The organism is Arthrobacter sp. zg-Y238 (assembly GCF_024385525.1).
Taxonomy (GTDB): domain Bacteria; phylum Actinomycetota; class Actinomycetes; order Actinomycetales; family Micrococcaceae; genus Arthrobacter_B; species Arthrobacter_B jinronghuae.
Genome location: NZ_JANFLU010000011.1, coordinates 254,563 through 269,258, shown reverse-complemented (window position 1 = coordinate 269,258; position 14,696 = coordinate 254,563). Strand labels below are relative to the sequence as shown.

At 67.8% G+C, this 14,696-nt stretch carries 16 protein-coding genes; 9 read left to right on the top strand and 7 right to left on the bottom strand.

Translation table 11 applies throughout. The annotated features are described in order from the left end of the window. Positions 1-10: 10 nt before the first annotated feature. Genes NNX38_RS13000 through NNX38_RS12975 form a run of 6 tightly spaced genes read left to right on the top strand, consistent with a single transcriptional unit; the run spans position 11 to position 6,692 of the window. Positions 11-529: a hypothetical protein gene (locus NNX38_RS13000; protein WP_255798384.1), complete on the top strand. Its 519-nt coding sequence runs from the start codon at positions 11-13 to the stop codon at positions 527-529. Continuing rightward, complete coding sequence (locus NNX38_RS12995; protein ID WP_255766830.1) at positions 529-1,080, top strand: TerD family protein; 552 nt, start codon at positions 529-531, stop codon at positions 1,078-1,080. The genes NNX38_RS13000 and NNX38_RS12995 overlap by 1 nt, the downstream gene beginning before the upstream one ends. A 3-nt stretch (positions 1,081-1,083) precedes the next feature. Then, positions 1,084-1,995: a hypothetical protein gene (locus NNX38_RS12990; protein WP_255798383.1), complete on the top strand. Its 912-nt coding sequence runs from the start codon at positions 1,084-1,086 to the stop codon at positions 1,993-1,995. Between the two features lie 4 nt (positions 1,996-1,999). Continuing rightward, a complete protein-coding gene (locus NNX38_RS12985; RefSeq protein ID WP_255798382.1) occupies positions 2,000-3,190 on the top strand; it encodes an HpcH/HpaI aldolase/citrate lyase family protein in 1,191 nt (396 codons plus the stop codon). Further along, positions 3,187-5,889 (top strand): phosphoribosyltransferase domain-containing protein, encoded by a 2,703-nt coding sequence (locus tag NNX38_RS12980; RefSeq protein WP_255798381.1) that lies wholly within the window; start codon positions 3,187-3,189, stop codon positions 5,887-5,889. The genes NNX38_RS12985 and NNX38_RS12980 overlap by 4 nt, the downstream gene beginning before the upstream one ends. 5 nt (positions 5,890-5,894) lie before the next feature. Further along, on the top strand, positions 5,895-6,692 hold the full coding sequence (locus NNX38_RS12975; RefSeq protein WP_255798648.1) for an HAD family hydrolase: 798 nt from the start codon (positions 5,895-5,897) through the stop codon (positions 6,690-6,692). Here NNX38_RS12975 and NNX38_RS12970 read toward each other — a convergent pair. Both NNX38_RS12970 and NNX38_RS12965 read right to left on the bottom strand, forming a co-directional pair. Beyond that, positions 6,689-7,123 (bottom strand): hypothetical protein, encoded by a 435-nt coding sequence (locus NNX38_RS12970; protein WP_255798380.1) that lies wholly within the window; start codon positions 7,121-7,123, stop codon positions 6,689-6,691. The genes NNX38_RS12975 and NNX38_RS12970 overlap by 4 nt on opposite strands. 41 nt (positions 7,124-7,164) lie before the next feature. Then, complete coding sequence (locus tag NNX38_RS12965; protein WP_255798379.1) at positions 7,165-7,764, bottom strand: hypothetical protein; 600 nt, start codon at positions 7,762-7,764, stop codon at positions 7,165-7,167. Between the two features lie 126 nt (positions 7,765-7,890). Here NNX38_RS12965 and NNX38_RS12960 point away from each other — a divergent pair, with 126 nt between their 5' ends. Continuing rightward, positions 7,891-8,019 carry a hypothetical protein gene (locus NNX38_RS12960; RefSeq protein ID WP_255798378.1) on the top strand — a complete coding sequence of 43 codons (129 nt, stop codon included), beginning with the start codon at positions 7,891-7,893 and terminating at the stop codon, positions 8,017-8,019. Between the two features lie 8 nt (positions 8,020-8,027). Here NNX38_RS12960 and NNX38_RS12955 read toward each other — a convergent pair whose 3' ends face one another. Next, positions 8,028-9,212, bottom strand: coding sequence for a thiolase family protein (locus NNX38_RS12955; RefSeq protein WP_255798377.1), 1,185 nt, complete (start codon positions 9,210-9,212; stop codon positions 8,028-8,030). A gap of 114 nt (positions 9,213-9,326) precedes the next feature. Here NNX38_RS12955 and NNX38_RS12950 point away from each other — a divergent pair, with 114 nt between their 5' ends. Then, the gene (locus tag NNX38_RS12950) at positions 9,327-10,550 is read left to right on the top strand and encodes an acyl-CoA dehydrogenase family protein (protein WP_255798647.1); all 1,224 of its coding nucleotides are present in this window, start codon (positions 9,327-9,329) and stop codon (positions 10,548-10,550) included. Between the two features lie 6 nt (positions 10,551-10,556). Here NNX38_RS12950 and NNX38_RS12945 read toward each other — a convergent pair whose 3' ends face one another. Together NNX38_RS12945 and NNX38_RS12940 are read right to left on the bottom strand one after the other, a co-directional pair. Next, on the bottom strand, positions 10,557-11,750 hold the full coding sequence (locus NNX38_RS12945) for a hypothetical protein (protein ID WP_255798376.1): 1,194 nt from the start codon (positions 11,748-11,750) through the stop codon (positions 10,557-10,559). A 179-nt stretch (positions 11,751-11,929) separates the two neighbouring features. Further along, positions 11,930-12,730 carry an excalibur calcium-binding domain-containing protein gene (locus NNX38_RS12940; protein ID WP_255798375.1) on the bottom strand — a complete coding sequence of 267 codons (801 nt, stop codon included), beginning with the start codon at positions 12,728-12,730 and terminating at the stop codon, positions 11,930-11,932. A 179-nt stretch (positions 12,731-12,909) separates the two neighbouring features. On the opposite strand from NNX38_RS12940, the gene NNX38_RS12935 reads away from it, so the two are divergent. Then, complete coding sequence (locus NNX38_RS12935) at positions 12,910-13,401, top strand: hypothetical protein (RefSeq protein WP_255798374.1); 492 nt, start codon at positions 12,910-12,912, stop codon at positions 13,399-13,401. A 49-nt stretch (positions 13,402-13,450) separates the two neighbouring features. Here the strand turns inward: NNX38_RS12935 and NNX38_RS12930 are convergent, their stop codons facing one another. Together NNX38_RS12930 and NNX38_RS12925 are read right to left on the bottom strand one after the other, a co-directional pair. Continuing rightward, positions 13,451-13,990 (bottom strand): hypothetical protein, encoded by a 540-nt coding sequence (locus tag NNX38_RS12930; protein WP_255798373.1) that lies wholly within the window; start codon positions 13,988-13,990, stop codon positions 13,451-13,453. A 96-nt stretch (positions 13,991-14,086) separates the two neighbouring features. Next, on the bottom strand, positions 14,087-14,677 hold the full coding sequence (locus tag NNX38_RS12925) for a TetR/AcrR family transcriptional regulator (RefSeq protein WP_255798372.1): 591 nt from the start codon (positions 14,675-14,677) through the stop codon (positions 14,087-14,089). Between the last annotated feature and the right edge of the window lie 19 nt (positions 14,678-14,696).

Genomic DNA, 14,696 nt, shown 5'->3' with positions numbered 1-14,696 from the left:
GGAGCCGGCCATGGCAGTAGGCAGGTTCTTCGGTTCCCTCTTCGGCAACTCGCCGGAGCCGGAACCGCCGCCGGCGCTGTCCGCGGCCACGCCGCCGTCGGGCCCCGACGCCGAACACCAGGAGACCGTAAAGTCCCTGGAGAACCTGCGCAGGGCGGTGCGCAGGGCCGGCGCCGCGCTGCCGACCCTGGTGTCCTCCATGGTCCGGCAGATCGATGACATCCTGGCGCCTTTGGTGGAATACGTGGGCAGCCACGGCGCCTCCACCGAGCAGCGCGTGCTGCTCAACGCCATCATTACCAATTACCTCCCTACTCCCCTGCGTGCCTATGTGGCCCTCAGCGACCGGGAGCGGACCGAGAGTTCAGAGGCCACCACATTGCTCGTTGACCAACTCACCATCCTGGAAGGCATTGCCCGGGACCTGGAGAACCAGGTCCGCACCGGTGCCATTGCCGAGCTGTCCACCCACGGGCGGTTCCTCGATGACAAGTTCTCCCCCTCCTCCCTGACCTTCGGGGAGCACTGATGGGAACCCTGGTAGCCGGCGCCAACGCCGCCCTCACCGCCGAAAACCCCGGCCTCAGCTCCGTCCTGGTGGGACTGGGCTGGGACGTGATTCCCAGCCGCGGGCCCGCAGCCGAACTCGTTCCGCTGACCCTGCTGTGCGGCTCCGACGGCCGGGTCCTCTCCGACGAGCACCTGGTCTTCTTCAACCAGATCGCCAGCCCGGAGGGTTCCGTCGTGTTCGAGGGCGACGACGACACCGAGCAGATCGACGTCGACCTGTCCCGGGTGCCGGACGCCGTCTCCAAGATTGTCTTCGCCGTCTACGCCGATCCGGAGATGCGCGGACCCGGCACGTTCGCCGCCGTGCGCAGCGCCTACATCCGGGTGGCACGGCCCAACGGCGGGGAACTGGTCCGCTTCGACCTGCCCTCGGCGAACCGGGACAGCATCACCGCCATGATGTTCGGCGAGCTGTACCGGCACCGCACCGACTGGAAGTTCCGCGCCCTGGGCCAGGGGTACACCACCGGCCTGCGCGGGCTGGCTGCCGACTTCGGATTCGACCTTTAGGCGATGGCCGTCAACCGCTCGTCGGCCGTCCGCACCGACCTTCCCTTCCTGAGCCGCCGGGTCAAGCCGCGCGCTGCGGCTCCGGTTGCACCCCAGGCTGCCCCCGCGCCGCAGGCGGCCCCGGCACCTCGAACGACGCCGGCACCCGCCGCCGCAGCGCCGCGCACTTCAGCCCCCGCCGCCCGGCCGGCCACTCCAGCTCCGGCTCCGGGGTCCCTCTCGCTGTCCCCGCAGCCGCGGCAGCAGCCCGCGCCGTCGGTCTCCCCGTCGCTTTCGCTGGGCCTGTCCCCCAATGCCGAGGCGGCCAGCAGCCGTGCCGCTGCCCCCGCAGCGTCCCGGCCGACGTCGTCCTCCCGCGCTGCTGAACCGGTACGGGCAGAGCCCCTGCACAACAGGCTCTTCCCGGCACCGGGCATGGGCGAGCTGCGCAGCCTGGACCGGCAGAACCCGGTAGTGCGCCTGACCCCGATGGAATCCGCCGTGGGCAGCCTCGTGGTCGCCGGTACCGTGCGTGCGGTGTGGGAAGGGCCGGGATACAGCACCGGCTCCGTTTCCGCCGGCGAGTTCCGGCCCGAAGACCTGGACGGCGTTATGGTCCAGGCTCCGGGCAACCGGCCGCTGGTCGGCTATGAGGATGACCTCGCGCTGATCCCGCTGCGCCATGTTCGGATGCTGCGCCGGGCACTGTTTTTCCCGAAGCCGAAGCAGCCCATGAGTGTGGGGGTCTACAACGGCAAGTCGGTGACCATCCCGGCGCAGGCCGGCCACCGCAGCTATTACGCGCTTTCCGTGATCCGCATTGACGACGTATTGGAGCTGCGGGCCGAGGAACTGCCGTACGGCATGGAGTTCAAAGCCATCTGGGAGGCCTTCGGCTTCACCATGACCACCCGCCTCCCCTACCAGGGGCGGTAAAGCGATGCGCCACTTCTCCTACCTGAGCGAGCCCGAAACCGCCCGCCTGTTCCACCTCGCACCCCAGGAACTGACCCTCGATTCCGATGCCGGCCTGCTGGCCAGCGCGCTCGGGGCCACGCTTTACTGCCCCGCGACCCGGCCGGACCTGGTCAAGGACGTCCGCAAGCAGGCCGCCCGCGGAGCCGTCAGCATGGTCATCTGTCTGGAGGATTCCATTGCCGACGCCGAGGTCCCGGCCGCGGAGACCAATCTGGTGGAAGCCCTCGCCGAACTGCACTCCGCCGGCGTCCGGAAGGCCGGCGACGCCGAAGACCTGATGCTCTTCGTCCGCGTCCGCACGCCCGAACAGCTGCTGAGCCTTGCCGAGCGCGGCGGACAGACCCTGGACGTCCTCACCGGGTTTGTGATTCCGAAGTTCGAAAACACCTCCGGCGCCGCCCAGCGCTTCCTCGACGCGCTGCACACCGTGAACGACGCCCGGTGGGCCGCCGATCCCGGTGCCCGGCCGCTGCGGATCATGCCGATCCTCGAGTCTCCGCTGATGATCCACGCCGAGACCCGCACCCATACCCTCGGCGGCATCTTCGAGGTGCTGGAAGCGAACCGGCCGGACATCCTGGCCGTGCGGATCGGCGCTACGGACATGTCCAGCGCCTACGGGCTGCGTCGTTCCCGGGACCTCACCATTTACGACGTCAAGGTGGTCTCCGCGGTGATCGGGGACATCGTCAACATGCTCGGCAGGCCGGGCGGCTTTGTCATCAGCGGACCGGTCTGGGAACACTACAGCTCCGGCGAGCGGCTGCTGCGTCCGATGCTTCGATCCTCCCCCTTCGCGGAAGCCGACGAGCTGGGCCTGCGCCAACGGCTGCTGACGGCGAACCTGGACGGGCTGATCCGCGAAATCGAACTGGACCAGGCCAACGGACTGCTCGGTAAAACCGTCATCCACCCCTCGCATGTTCCCCTGGTCCACGCCATGTCCGTGATCAGCCATGAGGCGTACCTGGACGCCCTCCATATTTCCGGCGAGGCCGGGGGCGGCGCCGCGGCGTCGCCCTACCGCAACAAAATGAACGAAATGAAACCGCATCAGGCGTGGGCAGCTTCCACCCTCGTCCGGGCCGCCGCCTTCGGCGTTGCAGCCCCCGACATCACCTATGTAGATCTTCTGGAAGCGAGCATGAATTGAAGCACCACCCCTGGACCGGCGGATTTGTGAACGAGGCCCTGGGAGTGCGGATCACCTCTGATCCTGCAGCGCTGCTGCCGGTAGAGGACCTGGTGGGACTGGCCCTGCGCCGCAACCCCCGCCGCGCGCACCTGCTCGTGTCCCGTGTGCTGGCCAAGCATGTGCCCACCGAACCGGCGCTCGTCCTGGCGGCCGGCGAGCTGCTCGGCGCACTGGCCGGAGCGGCGCTCGGCAGCAAGGTGGACGACGCCGTGCTGCGCGGTGTCGCAGCCGAACTGGCGGCGGTGCTCGAGGACGGCGAGAGTGCGGCCGGGTCCAGGCGGGCGAACGACGACGGCGGCCGCCACGCCGCTCCCCGCACACCGCGCGCCCGGCTGCAGTATGCCCGCGAACGGCTCTGGGACCTGCCCGTCTCCCACCCCGAGGTGGTGACCATCGGCTACGCGGAGACCGCCACCGGTCTGGGCCGGCTCGTTGCCGACATGCTCGGCTCGTACTACATCCATTCCACCCGGCATGCCCCGGAGGGTGCGGTGGCGTACGGCGCGTTCGAGGAAGCCCATTCGCACGCCACCTCGCACCGGCTGCTGCCCGTGGATCCGGCCCAGCTGAACAGCCCGGGTCCCGTGGTGCTGGTCGACGACGAGCTGAGCACCGGCGCCACCGTCATCAACACCATCACCGAACTCCACGCCGCCGCACCGCATCCGCTCTACGTGGTGGCCTCCCTCATCGACCTGCGTTCCGACGCCGACCGTGCCCGTTTCGACGAGCTGGCGGACGAGCTGGGCTGCAGCATCCGCGTGGTAGCTCTCGGGACGGGCAGCATCGAACTCGGTGAGGACATCCTGGTCCGGGCCGAGCAACTGATCGGCGGGCTTCCGGATTCCCCTGCCGGGGCCGCTCGTTCCGATTCCGCCCCTGGCACCGTGACTCTGCTGGAGGACACCGCCCGCAGCCTGCGCAGTGACCGCTTCGGCAACCGTGCCGGCATCTCCTCCGATTACCTCGGCACCCTGCCGGACGCCCTGCCGGGAGCTGTCTCGGCAGAGAGCCTGGCTCTCGTTGCCTCCCGTATCTCCGCCGCGCTGCCCGCTTCGGCGGAATCGGTGCTGGTCCTGGGCTGCGAGGAATTCATCCATGTGCCGCTGACCATCGCCAACGCCGTGGCCGAAGCGCTGCCGGGTGCCTCTGTCCGGTTCTCCACCACCACCCGCTCCCCCATCGTGCCGATCGACCGGCCGGATTACGCCATTGCCAATGCCGTGGACTTCGCCAGCCACGATGTCACTGAGGACGGTCCCGGCCCGCGGCACGCCTATAACGTCGGGCCCCGCCGGGCGGCCGACGGCAGCGCAGCGAACACCGGCTTCGACAGCATTGTGCTCCTGCCCGAACCCGGCACCGACCCTGCATCCATCACCGGCCCGGGCAGTGTGACCGAGGCGCTGCGCGCGGTGACCGGCGCCGTCGTCGTCGTACTGTTGCCGGCCGATGTCCCCGCGGACTGGACCGGTTCCGTTGCTGCGGCCGTGCCGCTGACCGGCCCGGCGTTCGGGTCCTACGCGCCCGAGGACGTGACCTGGCTGCTGAAGGACCTGCGGGACGCCCAGCTGGAGGCCCCCACCGCCGAGCGGGAGGCGGCCATCCAGTCCGGCGGGGCGAACTACGCCGAGTCGCTGCCGATGGAGTACCTGCCCTCGGCCCAGTACCAGGACCTGTACGAGGAGGCGCTGCGCCGTTCCGCGCCGCGGGTCGCGTCCGCCGTCGGCACCGTGACCGAGCTGGCGCTGGCCGCCCGGAACCGCGAGCCGGTGCTGGTGTCGCTCGCCCGGGCCGGAACGCCGATCGGAATCCTGATGCGCCGGTGGGCGCAGCGGATGCACGGGCTGGACCTGCCGCACTACACCATGAGCATTGTGCGCGGCGTGGGGATGGATGAAACGGCGCTGCGGTACCTGGCGCGGACGTACTCCCCCGAGCGGATCCTGTTCGTGGACGGCTGGACCGGCAAGGGCGCCATCACGCGCGAGCTGACCGCGGCGCTGGATAAGTTCGAAGCCACCGACGGCGTGCGGTTCTCGTCCGAACTTGCGGTGCTGGCCGATCCCGGCCATTCCGTGGAGCTGTTCGGCACGCGGGAGGATTACCTGATTCCGTCGGCCTGCCTGAACTCGACCGTCTCCGGGCTGGTCTCCCGCACGGTATTCAACAAGGACCTCATTGCGCCCGAGGATTTCCACGGCGCGAAGTTCTACGCCCATCTGGCCGGTGCCGATGTGTCCCGGGATTTCCTGGCGGCGATCGAGCGGCACTTCGACGACGTGCGGCCCGAAGCGGAGGCTGCTGCGGCATCGCTCGCTGCTGCGGACCGGACCCCCACCTGGGTGGGCTGGCAGGCCGTGGAGCGCCTGAGCGAGGAGTACGGCATCCACAACGTGAACCTGGTGAAGCCCGGCGTCGGCGAGACCACCCGCGTGCTGCTGCGCCGGGTGCCGTGGAAGGTGCTGGTGCATCCCGGGGCGCTGGAGGACGTGGCACATGTGCTGCTGCTGGCCGAACAGCGCGGCGTACCCGTGGAGGAGGTGCCGGACCTGCCGTTCAGCTGCGTAGGCCTGATCCATCCCCGGTTCACCGCCGGCGCCGTGGGCGCGGACGGCCGGGCAGTTGCGGCCGCCGTTCCGGGGGCCGACGCGTGAAGACGATGCTCGCGTCCGACCTGGACCGCACCCTGATCTACTCCGCCAACGCACTGTTCCTGAACACCGAGGATGCCCTGGCTCCGGCCATGGTGGTGGCCGAAGTCTATGAGGGTAAGCCGCTGTCCTTCATGACCCGTGCCGCCGAGGCACTGCTGGTCTCCGCTGCCGAGGCGTCCGTGTTCGTCCCGGTGACCACGCGGACCGTCGCGCAGTACCGGCGGATCCAGTTGCCCGGGCCCACGCCGGAGTATGCGGTCACCACCAACGGCGGCGTCATCCTGCACCACGGGGAGCCCGACGCCGACTGGCAGGCCTCCGTGCGCGGCCTCGTCACGTCCGGGTGCGCTCCGCTGGCCGAGATCGAGGCTTACCTGGGCCGTCCTGAGTTCCATGAATGGATTCTGAAGCTTCGTTCCGCTGAGGATCTGTTCGCGTACGCAATTGTGGACCGGGATGCCCTCCCCGGCGAGTTCCTGCTGGCTCTGGAGGACTGGTGCGATGCGCGCGGCTGGACCGTGTCGCTGCAGGGCCGCAAGCTCTACTGCGTGCCGACGCCGGTCACCAAGCAGCAGGCCGTTGCCGAGGTTGCCCGCCGGATCGGTGCGGACCGCATCATCGCTGCCGGGGATTCCCTGTTGGACCGGCCGATGCTGGAGTGCGCCGACATCGCCTTCCGTCCCGCACACGGCGAACTGGACGACGCCGGCTACTTCGAGCCGCACCTGCAGGTCACCGAGGCGCGCGGGATTCTGGCCGGGGAAGAAATTGTCCGGCGGATGCTGGGGCTGGTGCGGGGCTAAAGGTGGAACGGCGGGACGGGAGCGGGACCTGAGATGGGCCGGCGAATGCCCACCACCGCCGCTGCATAACTGAGGAATTCCTCCAACCGGTGGTTGAACAGCACCGGGACGTCAAAGAGGGTTCCGTTGCCCATCCGAAACCCGTACGTATCGTAGCCGTGGACGTTGATGGCCGTCCCGGAGCCGGAGGGGGAGGTGCTGAACATCAGGGTCAGCGGCACGCTGGCACGGCCTGCGGCGAAGAAGGTGCCCAGCATCCGGTACTTCCAGTACGAGCCGACGTGCACGACCAGCCGGGACTCGTCGCGGCGGACGTCCTCACCGTGGGACGAGAAGGCCGCGGCCAACGCATCCAGGACCGCCTGCGGCGGCTGGACCGAGGTCCACTGTTCCATCTTTTCCACTATCGGTTTCGCGCTGAACAACCCCATGGCTATTCCCCTCGTTTGTGACCGGTTTACTGGAGACTGGTTTATTCGAGAGTGGCGCCGGTGAAGGCCTGCTCGTAGAGAGCCGCTTGCTCGGGACTTAGTGCTCCCGACACCCGTAGGAGCACCGTTCCCTGCAGATAGTGGTACTCAGCGTTGAAGGCCGGTCCCATGCTGATGTGCTGCTGCAGTGCGTACAAGCGGTCCTGGGCTTCTCCTTCGCTGGCGAATACCTCCACGACGGCTCCGCCGACCACGCTGTTCTCAGTCGCCGCAGCACCGGTGTCGGCAATCCACGCAGCGGACGTGTACTTGCCGGGCTGGCCGATAGACCCGGTTGAATCATTGGCTTCCGTCACTTCAATGACGGATGTGATGGTCGGTACCGCTGCCTGCAGACGTTGGGCGATGGTTATGGCGGTCAGGGGATGCGCAGCGTCGTCGGCGGGAGCGGACGTACCGGGGGCGGCCGCGGGCGTGGCCGGGGCCGTCGTCCCGGTGGTGGTTGGGGCCGGGGTGGTCTTGGCCGACGCCGATACGCTCGGGGAAGCTGCGGAAACGGGTTGTTTGGCTGCTTCGGATGAGCACCCTGCTAATCCCAGAAAACCGATAAGCAGCAGCGCGGAGACACTTCCCTTGTGCATTCTTCCCCCATATCTACAGACCGATTATCTGCCACAGCCTATCCCGGAGAAATATGCGACTCTTCCAAGCTGGTTTGGCCGACGGCCAGAATCCAGACCGCCACAGGCAGACGGTAGAGTGCTCGCATGACTGAGCAGCATGAGGACCCCCAAGACAACGAGGATCGAGACGAACGCCGGCGTGCAATCGACGCTGCGCTCCACTCCATCCTCACGAAGGATGCCGAGCTGCTCGCGAGGCTCGCTGACGCGTAGGTAAGCGCCTACACCCGTTCCAGCAGCATCGACACACCCTGGCCCAGCCCCACACACATGGTCACCAAGGCCTTCGAAGCACCCTCGCGTTCCATCCGGTTCAGCATCGTCACCGTCAGCCGGGACCCGGACGACCCCAGCGCGTGACCCAGGGCGATGGCCCCGCCGTCGCGGTTCACGATCGACTCGTCCAGGTTCAGTGCCCGCATGCACGCCAGCGACTGCGCGGCGAAGGCCTCGTTCAGCTCCACGGCTTCAATGTCGCCGAGCGACCAGCCGGCCCGGTCCAGCACCTTCTGCGTCGCCGGCACCGGCCCGATGCCCATCACGGCGGGCGCCACTCCGGCGGAGGCGCCGTCGACAATCCGGGCGCGGGCGTTCAACCCGAGCCTGCGGACGGCGTCGGAACTGGCGACGACGACGGCGGACGCGCTGTCGTTCAGCGAGCTCGAGTTCCCGGCGGTCACCACGCCGTCGGGCCGGACGATGGGCCGCAGCTTCGCCAGGGCCTCGATGCTGGTTTCCCGGCGCGGACCCTCGTCGGTTTTCACCACGCCCTTCTTCGTTTCCACCGGCAAGATCTCGTCCGTAAAGCGCCCCTCGTCAATGGCCGCGACCGCCCGCTGATGCGAGCGCAGCGCGAACGCGTCGGAGTCCTCGCGGGAGATCCCGTCCCGGGCGGCCAGTTCCTCGGCGGTTTCGGGCATGGAGTAGGTGGTGCCGGGCAGGTCGTAGAACCGAGGATTGGTGAACCGGGCACCGATCGCGGAATCGGCCAGCTCCCCCGGCTTCGCGAAGGCCGTCTCCGGTTTCGCCAGCACCCACGGCGCCCGCGACATCGACTCCACTCCCCCGGCCACCACAATGTCCGCGGCGCCCGTCTTGATCATTTGCGAGGCCGTGATGATCGCACTGAGCCCGGAGGCACATAGCCGGTTCACCGTCATCGCCGGCACGGTGTCGGGGAACCCGGCGAGCAGGGTCGCCATCCGTGCCACGTTCCGGTTGTCCTCGCCGGCCTGGTTCGTGTTGCCCAGCAGTACCTCGTCGACGTCGGCCGGGTTCACCCCTGCGCGGGCCACCGCTTCCCGAAGCACCAAGGCTGCCAGATCGTCGGGGCGGACGCTCGAGAGGGCACCGCCGTAGCGGCCGACGGGAGTGCGGACGCCGGACACCAGATAAGCCTCAGTCATGCTGGAAATAGTACTGCGCCCGCAATAGTAGTGTGACTTGGACAACACGCCGCCGATCCCGGCAAGATACCCCGTTCGGGCCGCAGAGCTGCGGCCGCAGGAGGAACCATGAGCATGCCCACGACGCCGTCTACCGCCCCGGCGTCCCCGGCCCCCGCTGCGCCGGACCTCGAGACCCTCCGCACGACGTCGGACGTCCTGGGCCTGGACGGACTCCTCACCGAGGACGAACTCGCCCTCCGCGCGAAAGTCCGGGCCTTCGTGGATGCGCGCATCCGCCCGAACATCAAGGACTGGTACGAGGACGCTGTGTTCCCGGTGGAGATCGTCCGAGAGCTGGGCGATCTCGGCGTGCTCGGCATGCATCTGGAAGGCTACGGCTGCCCCGGCCGCTCCGCCGTCGAGTACGGGATCGCCGCGATGGAACTGGAGGCCGGCGACTCGGGCCTGCGCACCTTCGTCTCCGTGCAGGGCTCGCTGGCCATGACAGCGATCCATAAATGGGGCTCCGAGGAACAGAAGAACCGGTACCTGCCGGGCATGGCCCGCGGCGAACTGATCGGCTGCTTCGGCCTCACCGAACCCACCGCAGGTTCCGACCCGTCGAGTATGAGCACGTTTGCCCGGCACGACGGCGACGGCTGGGTCCTTAACGGAACCAAGCGGTGGATCGGGCTGGCCTCCATTGCCGACGTCGCCGTGATCTGGGCGCAGACCGACGACGGCGTCCGTGGCTTCCTCGTGCCCACGGACACCCCGGGCTTCTCCGCCGTGCCGATCGAACCGAAGCTCTCCATGCGGGCCTCCATCCAGTGCGATGTGTTCCTGACGGATGTACGGCTGCCCGATTCGGCGCTGCTGCCCGGCGCGAAGGGCCTGCGCGGCCCGTTCTCCTGCCTGAACGAGGCCCGCTACGGGATCCTCTGGGGCTCGATGGGCGCGGCCCGGGACAGCTACGAGGAGGCGCTGAAGTACTCGCTGGAACGGCTGCAGTTCGACAAGCCGCTCGCCGCCTACCAAATCACCCAGGAGAAGCTGGTGAACATGCTGCTGGAAATATCCAAGGGCGTGCTGCTGGCCATCCACACCGGGCGGCTCAAGGATGCCGGCACGCTGGAACCGGTGCAGATCTCCGTGGGCAAGCTGAACAACGTGCGCGAAGCGATCGCGATCTGCCGGGAAGCCCGCGCCATCCTGGGCGGCAACGGCATCACCCTGGACTATTCACCGCTGCGGCACGCCAACAACCTCGAATCGGTGCGGACCTACGAGGGCACCGACGAGGTCCACACCCTGATCCTGGGCCAGCACATCACGGGCATTTCCGCGTTCCGGTAGAGCGGTTTACCGGGCGGCAGGCACTACGGCTTCGATGGCCGCCTCAGTCGCATCCGGTGCGTCTGGCGGCGGAGCGAACGACGACGGCGGCGGTGTTGGCCGGGGCGGCGACGGCGGGTTGGGCGGGAACGGGAATTCCGGCGGAATGACCGGAATGTCCGGGTCCGGCGTCCCCGGCTCCGGCGGATTGGGCGGTCCCGGCGGTGTGGGCGGCACGGTGGGCGGCGCCGTCGGGTCCGGGCTGGGCGGGGAAGTCGGCGGTTCCGTGGGAGGTTCCGCCGGCGGCTCGGTCGGTGGCTGCGTAGGCGGCTGGCCTGGTTCCGGCGGTTCAGGCGAGGGTTCGGTCGGCGGAGGCTGCGGCGAATTGCCCGGTGGGTTCACCGGCGGCTGTTGAGGTGCCGGTTGTGGGTTCCGGGCGGCTTCCTCCGCGCGGGCGCGTTCTTCGGCTGCCTGTTGCTGTGCCTGCTCCCATCGGGCTGCCTCCGCCTGACGCACCCTTTCCGCTTCGGTCTGGCGTTCCTTTTCCGCCTGCTCGGCTTGTTCCAGCCGGGATGCACCGTCCAGCCACACGAGATCCCCGGCCGGGTTGCGCGTGCAGCGGTACTCGACCTGGTCTTCCGTGCGGACTTCTTCTTCGGTGGCACACGGGCCGTTTCGGATGGAAACCTGCTGGGCGGGTTCCTGAACCAAAGCATCGGCAAGTACGGCAACACCGCCCGGCTCGTTGGCAGAATCGTCGGTGGCGTCCTCCACTCCGGGCGGAAGGGGGAGGTTCAGGACGGACCCGGGCGGCGGCGTCGTCGGCAGGGCGAAAAGATCGGGCCGTGGCCGAAGGCCGTCGGCCTCTGCAGATAGCGAACTTGGAACGGGATCCGGCGTCGAGACGACTCCAGCGACCATGCCGACCACCAGCACCACGGCACCGAGGGACAGGGCAAATTTCCGCTGTTCGAGCGTGTCCAGGTTGGCCCAGCTGCGACGTCGGAAACCCAACGCGTAGAGCGCGGTAAGCACCAGTAGCGATCCGATGGCCAGCAGCCACACGATGACGCCGAGGCTCCCCTGCAATGCCGCCACCCAGAGCAACCCGGCTGCCAGGCCGAGGACCAACCACGCGGAGCGGGGATTCCCGAGACTGGGACTTCGCTGCGGCACGGATGCATCGAAGGGAGCTGCTGCCGGTGTTGATTCGTGCGACATGATGCCTCAGCGCTGTGGAACCGGGCCGGTCTCCCCCCGATCCGCGGACCGCGGCCGGCTTCTGATGCGGCAACAGCGCTGGCCGGACCGGATACCGGAACCGTTAACGCGAGTTGCCCTTGGAACCACGCTAGGCGGGTCCAAGGGCAACTTCTACTGCTTCCGGAAACTGGAGGGGATTACTCGCAACCGACGCCGTCGCCGTCGCGGTCCAGGTGAGTGCCGTAGCCGGGTCCACCGGCGTAGACGGGAGCGCCTCCGGCGTTACGGGCCGCGGTGCAGTTGGGGTAGTAAACGCTGGCCGGCGGCGCGGGCGGCGCCGGTGCCGGAACCACGGGGGCGGGAACAGCCTGCTGGCGGGCCTGTTCGTCCGCCACTCGCTGCGCTTCCGCCGCGGCTGCCTGCTCGTCGGCCACGCGCTGCGCCTCAGCTGCAGCTGCCTCGTCATCAAGGCGCTGCTGTTCGGCTGCTGCCGCGGCTTCCTCTGCCGCTTGCTTGTCCGCAGCTTCCTGGCGCTCGGCAATCAGCTTGATGGAGCTGTCCTCGTCCATCCAGACGAGCAAGCCGTTGTCATTTTCGGTGCAGACATAAACCACGGACTGGGACGTCGGGGTGGCTGACGGTGTGGCTGACGGCGAAGCCGTTGTCGTCGACGGGGACGGGGACGACGACGGCGTGGCCTTGGCGGATTTGGTGGATGCCGACGGCGTGGGCGTGGGGCTCGCGGTTCCAGCCTGCTTCTGCGTCTGGGTGGCACCGGCGGTCTTGCAGGCCTTGTTCGCGATCTGCGTCGCAGTCGGTGTCGGCGTCGGTGACGGGGACGAGGTGGTCTTGGTCGGCGACGGAGTGGCGGCAGCGGGTTCTGCGTCGCCGCCGCCGCAGCCGGACAGGACGACGACGGTGCTGATCGCCAGCGCGCCAAGAGTGAGCACCCGGGAGCGGGCGGAAGATGCAGTGCGGCGTGCGGGCAAAACAGGCATAGGTCCCCCATGGACAAGACATGAATGTGGATGCAAATGCATCGACCCAAAGGCTACAGGACTTGTGGAGGAGCAATTACCATCCGGAACGGACACCAAGTAGTCCGGTCCGACGTCGGTTCTCTAGCCGATGCCCGGATACGGCCGTAGCCTCTCTGCACGTCCTGGAGGAGGTTGCGATGGAGTGGATCTGGAACGTTCTCTGGCCCATCGTTGGGGTGCTCATCGGCTTCGGTGCAGGCTGGCTGACCAAGCGGAGCCTGGACCGGCGGCACGAGTCCCGGGCGCTCAACGAGCTGGTCACCTACCTGCATCTGAAACGCACGCTGGCCCCGATCGATCCGCAGCCGGCACAGGGCGGACCGATGGAAGCCCGGCACAGGTCCGCCGTGCAGGATCTGCGCGAAAACCTCATGGAGACACTCGCGCATCTCACGCCCGGATCCGGTGCCACCGAGATATTGATGCGGATGTCCGCAGCCAGCAACCGCTACCTGCGCGATGTTGCCGCAGATCCGGGGAGCTACCAGTTCGCACTGATGGAGCTGCGGCGGAACCTGGACGAGGACCTGCGGATCCTCACCGACGGCCGCCGCGACGTCCAGTACCTCAGCCCCGGTGAAGCCCCGGCCGGCAAACGGCCGGGTGTAGGAGAGAGGTCTGCCATATAGGGACGAAAGCGGTCACGCCCTTTAGAACGCAGACCTTTCGTCACATGCTTCATGCTTCCGGGATCGGATTAGTTCGACGGCAGTCCGGCGCATCGCATATGAAGGAGTGACTCGAAGCACTCGTATCGAGATCAGGGATTTCTTCCTTGAGCGCGTTCAAGGATTGAAGGAGATCCCCATTGTCCATCTTGATATGTTGAGCAAGAATCTTTAGATTTCTGGCTTGCTCTTGGACATGCCACTTAATTCTCTTGTCGAAAGTCGCGATTGTGCGCCGATCGGAAAAGCGCAACACACCGAGAGCACTCCGTCCGGCCGCAAGACGTTCTATAGCCCATGCGACCGTGTAGTAAGACTGGATCAGTTCGCTTTCCTCAATTTGGGAGTGTCTTACGTGCGGCCCATATAGCCAGCTCCCAATAACGTTACGGGCGGCTGCAACTTCCCCCGTTGTTAGGTCTGCTTGCAGGCTTGCCGCATAGCGGCGGCGCTCGGCCAGCATTGAATTGTGTGCCACCATCCAGCTGAAGAAGGCAGCGACGGCGCTGGCAAGAGCAGCAGCGGCCGCCGCGGAGGTCATGAGATCCATGCCTCATTCTCTGATGGAACCAAGACACCTTCCGCCGACACGCCGCTCACATGCCCACCCCGACCCGCAAACGGCCGCCGCCGTCGTCGTCCGGAACTACCCGGCCGAGCGGGACGAGCCGAACCCGTCGATAACGAACCCGGCGGTGGCACGGCCAGTGGCCGCCGCTTCTTCCGGCGAGGAACCGCGGAGCAGCATGCCCAGTACGCCGGTGAAGATCAGCAGCAGGTGGGCCGCCAGCGCGTCGGCGTCGTCCGCGCCGACAACGGGGACAGCCAGTTCGCGGAAGCGGTCGGTGAGCAGCTGCGTATCCTGCGACAGGGTTTCGGCGAGCTGCTGGCCCGGGTCGACGGTTTCGGCCGCGACGCCGAGCGCGGCACACCAGCGCGCGGCAGACGTGCCGGACCGGTAGCTCGTGAGGGCGGGAAAGACCGCCAGGAGCCGGTCCCGGTCCGTGGCGGCGGCGTCGATTTCCCGCTGCCAGGCCGCGTCCCAGTTCTGCAGCCGGCGGCGCAGGGCCTCCGCGATTAGGCCCTCCTTGTTGCCGAAATGCGCGTACAGCGTCGCCGGGGCAACGTTGGCGCGCTGCAGGATCCGGTCCACGGGCGTCGCCGCGACACCCTGCGTGAAGGCGAGTTCCTCGGCGGCGTCGAGCAGCCGGTTTCGTGCACTGGGTTGTCCAACCATGCGCACAGCATATAACGTA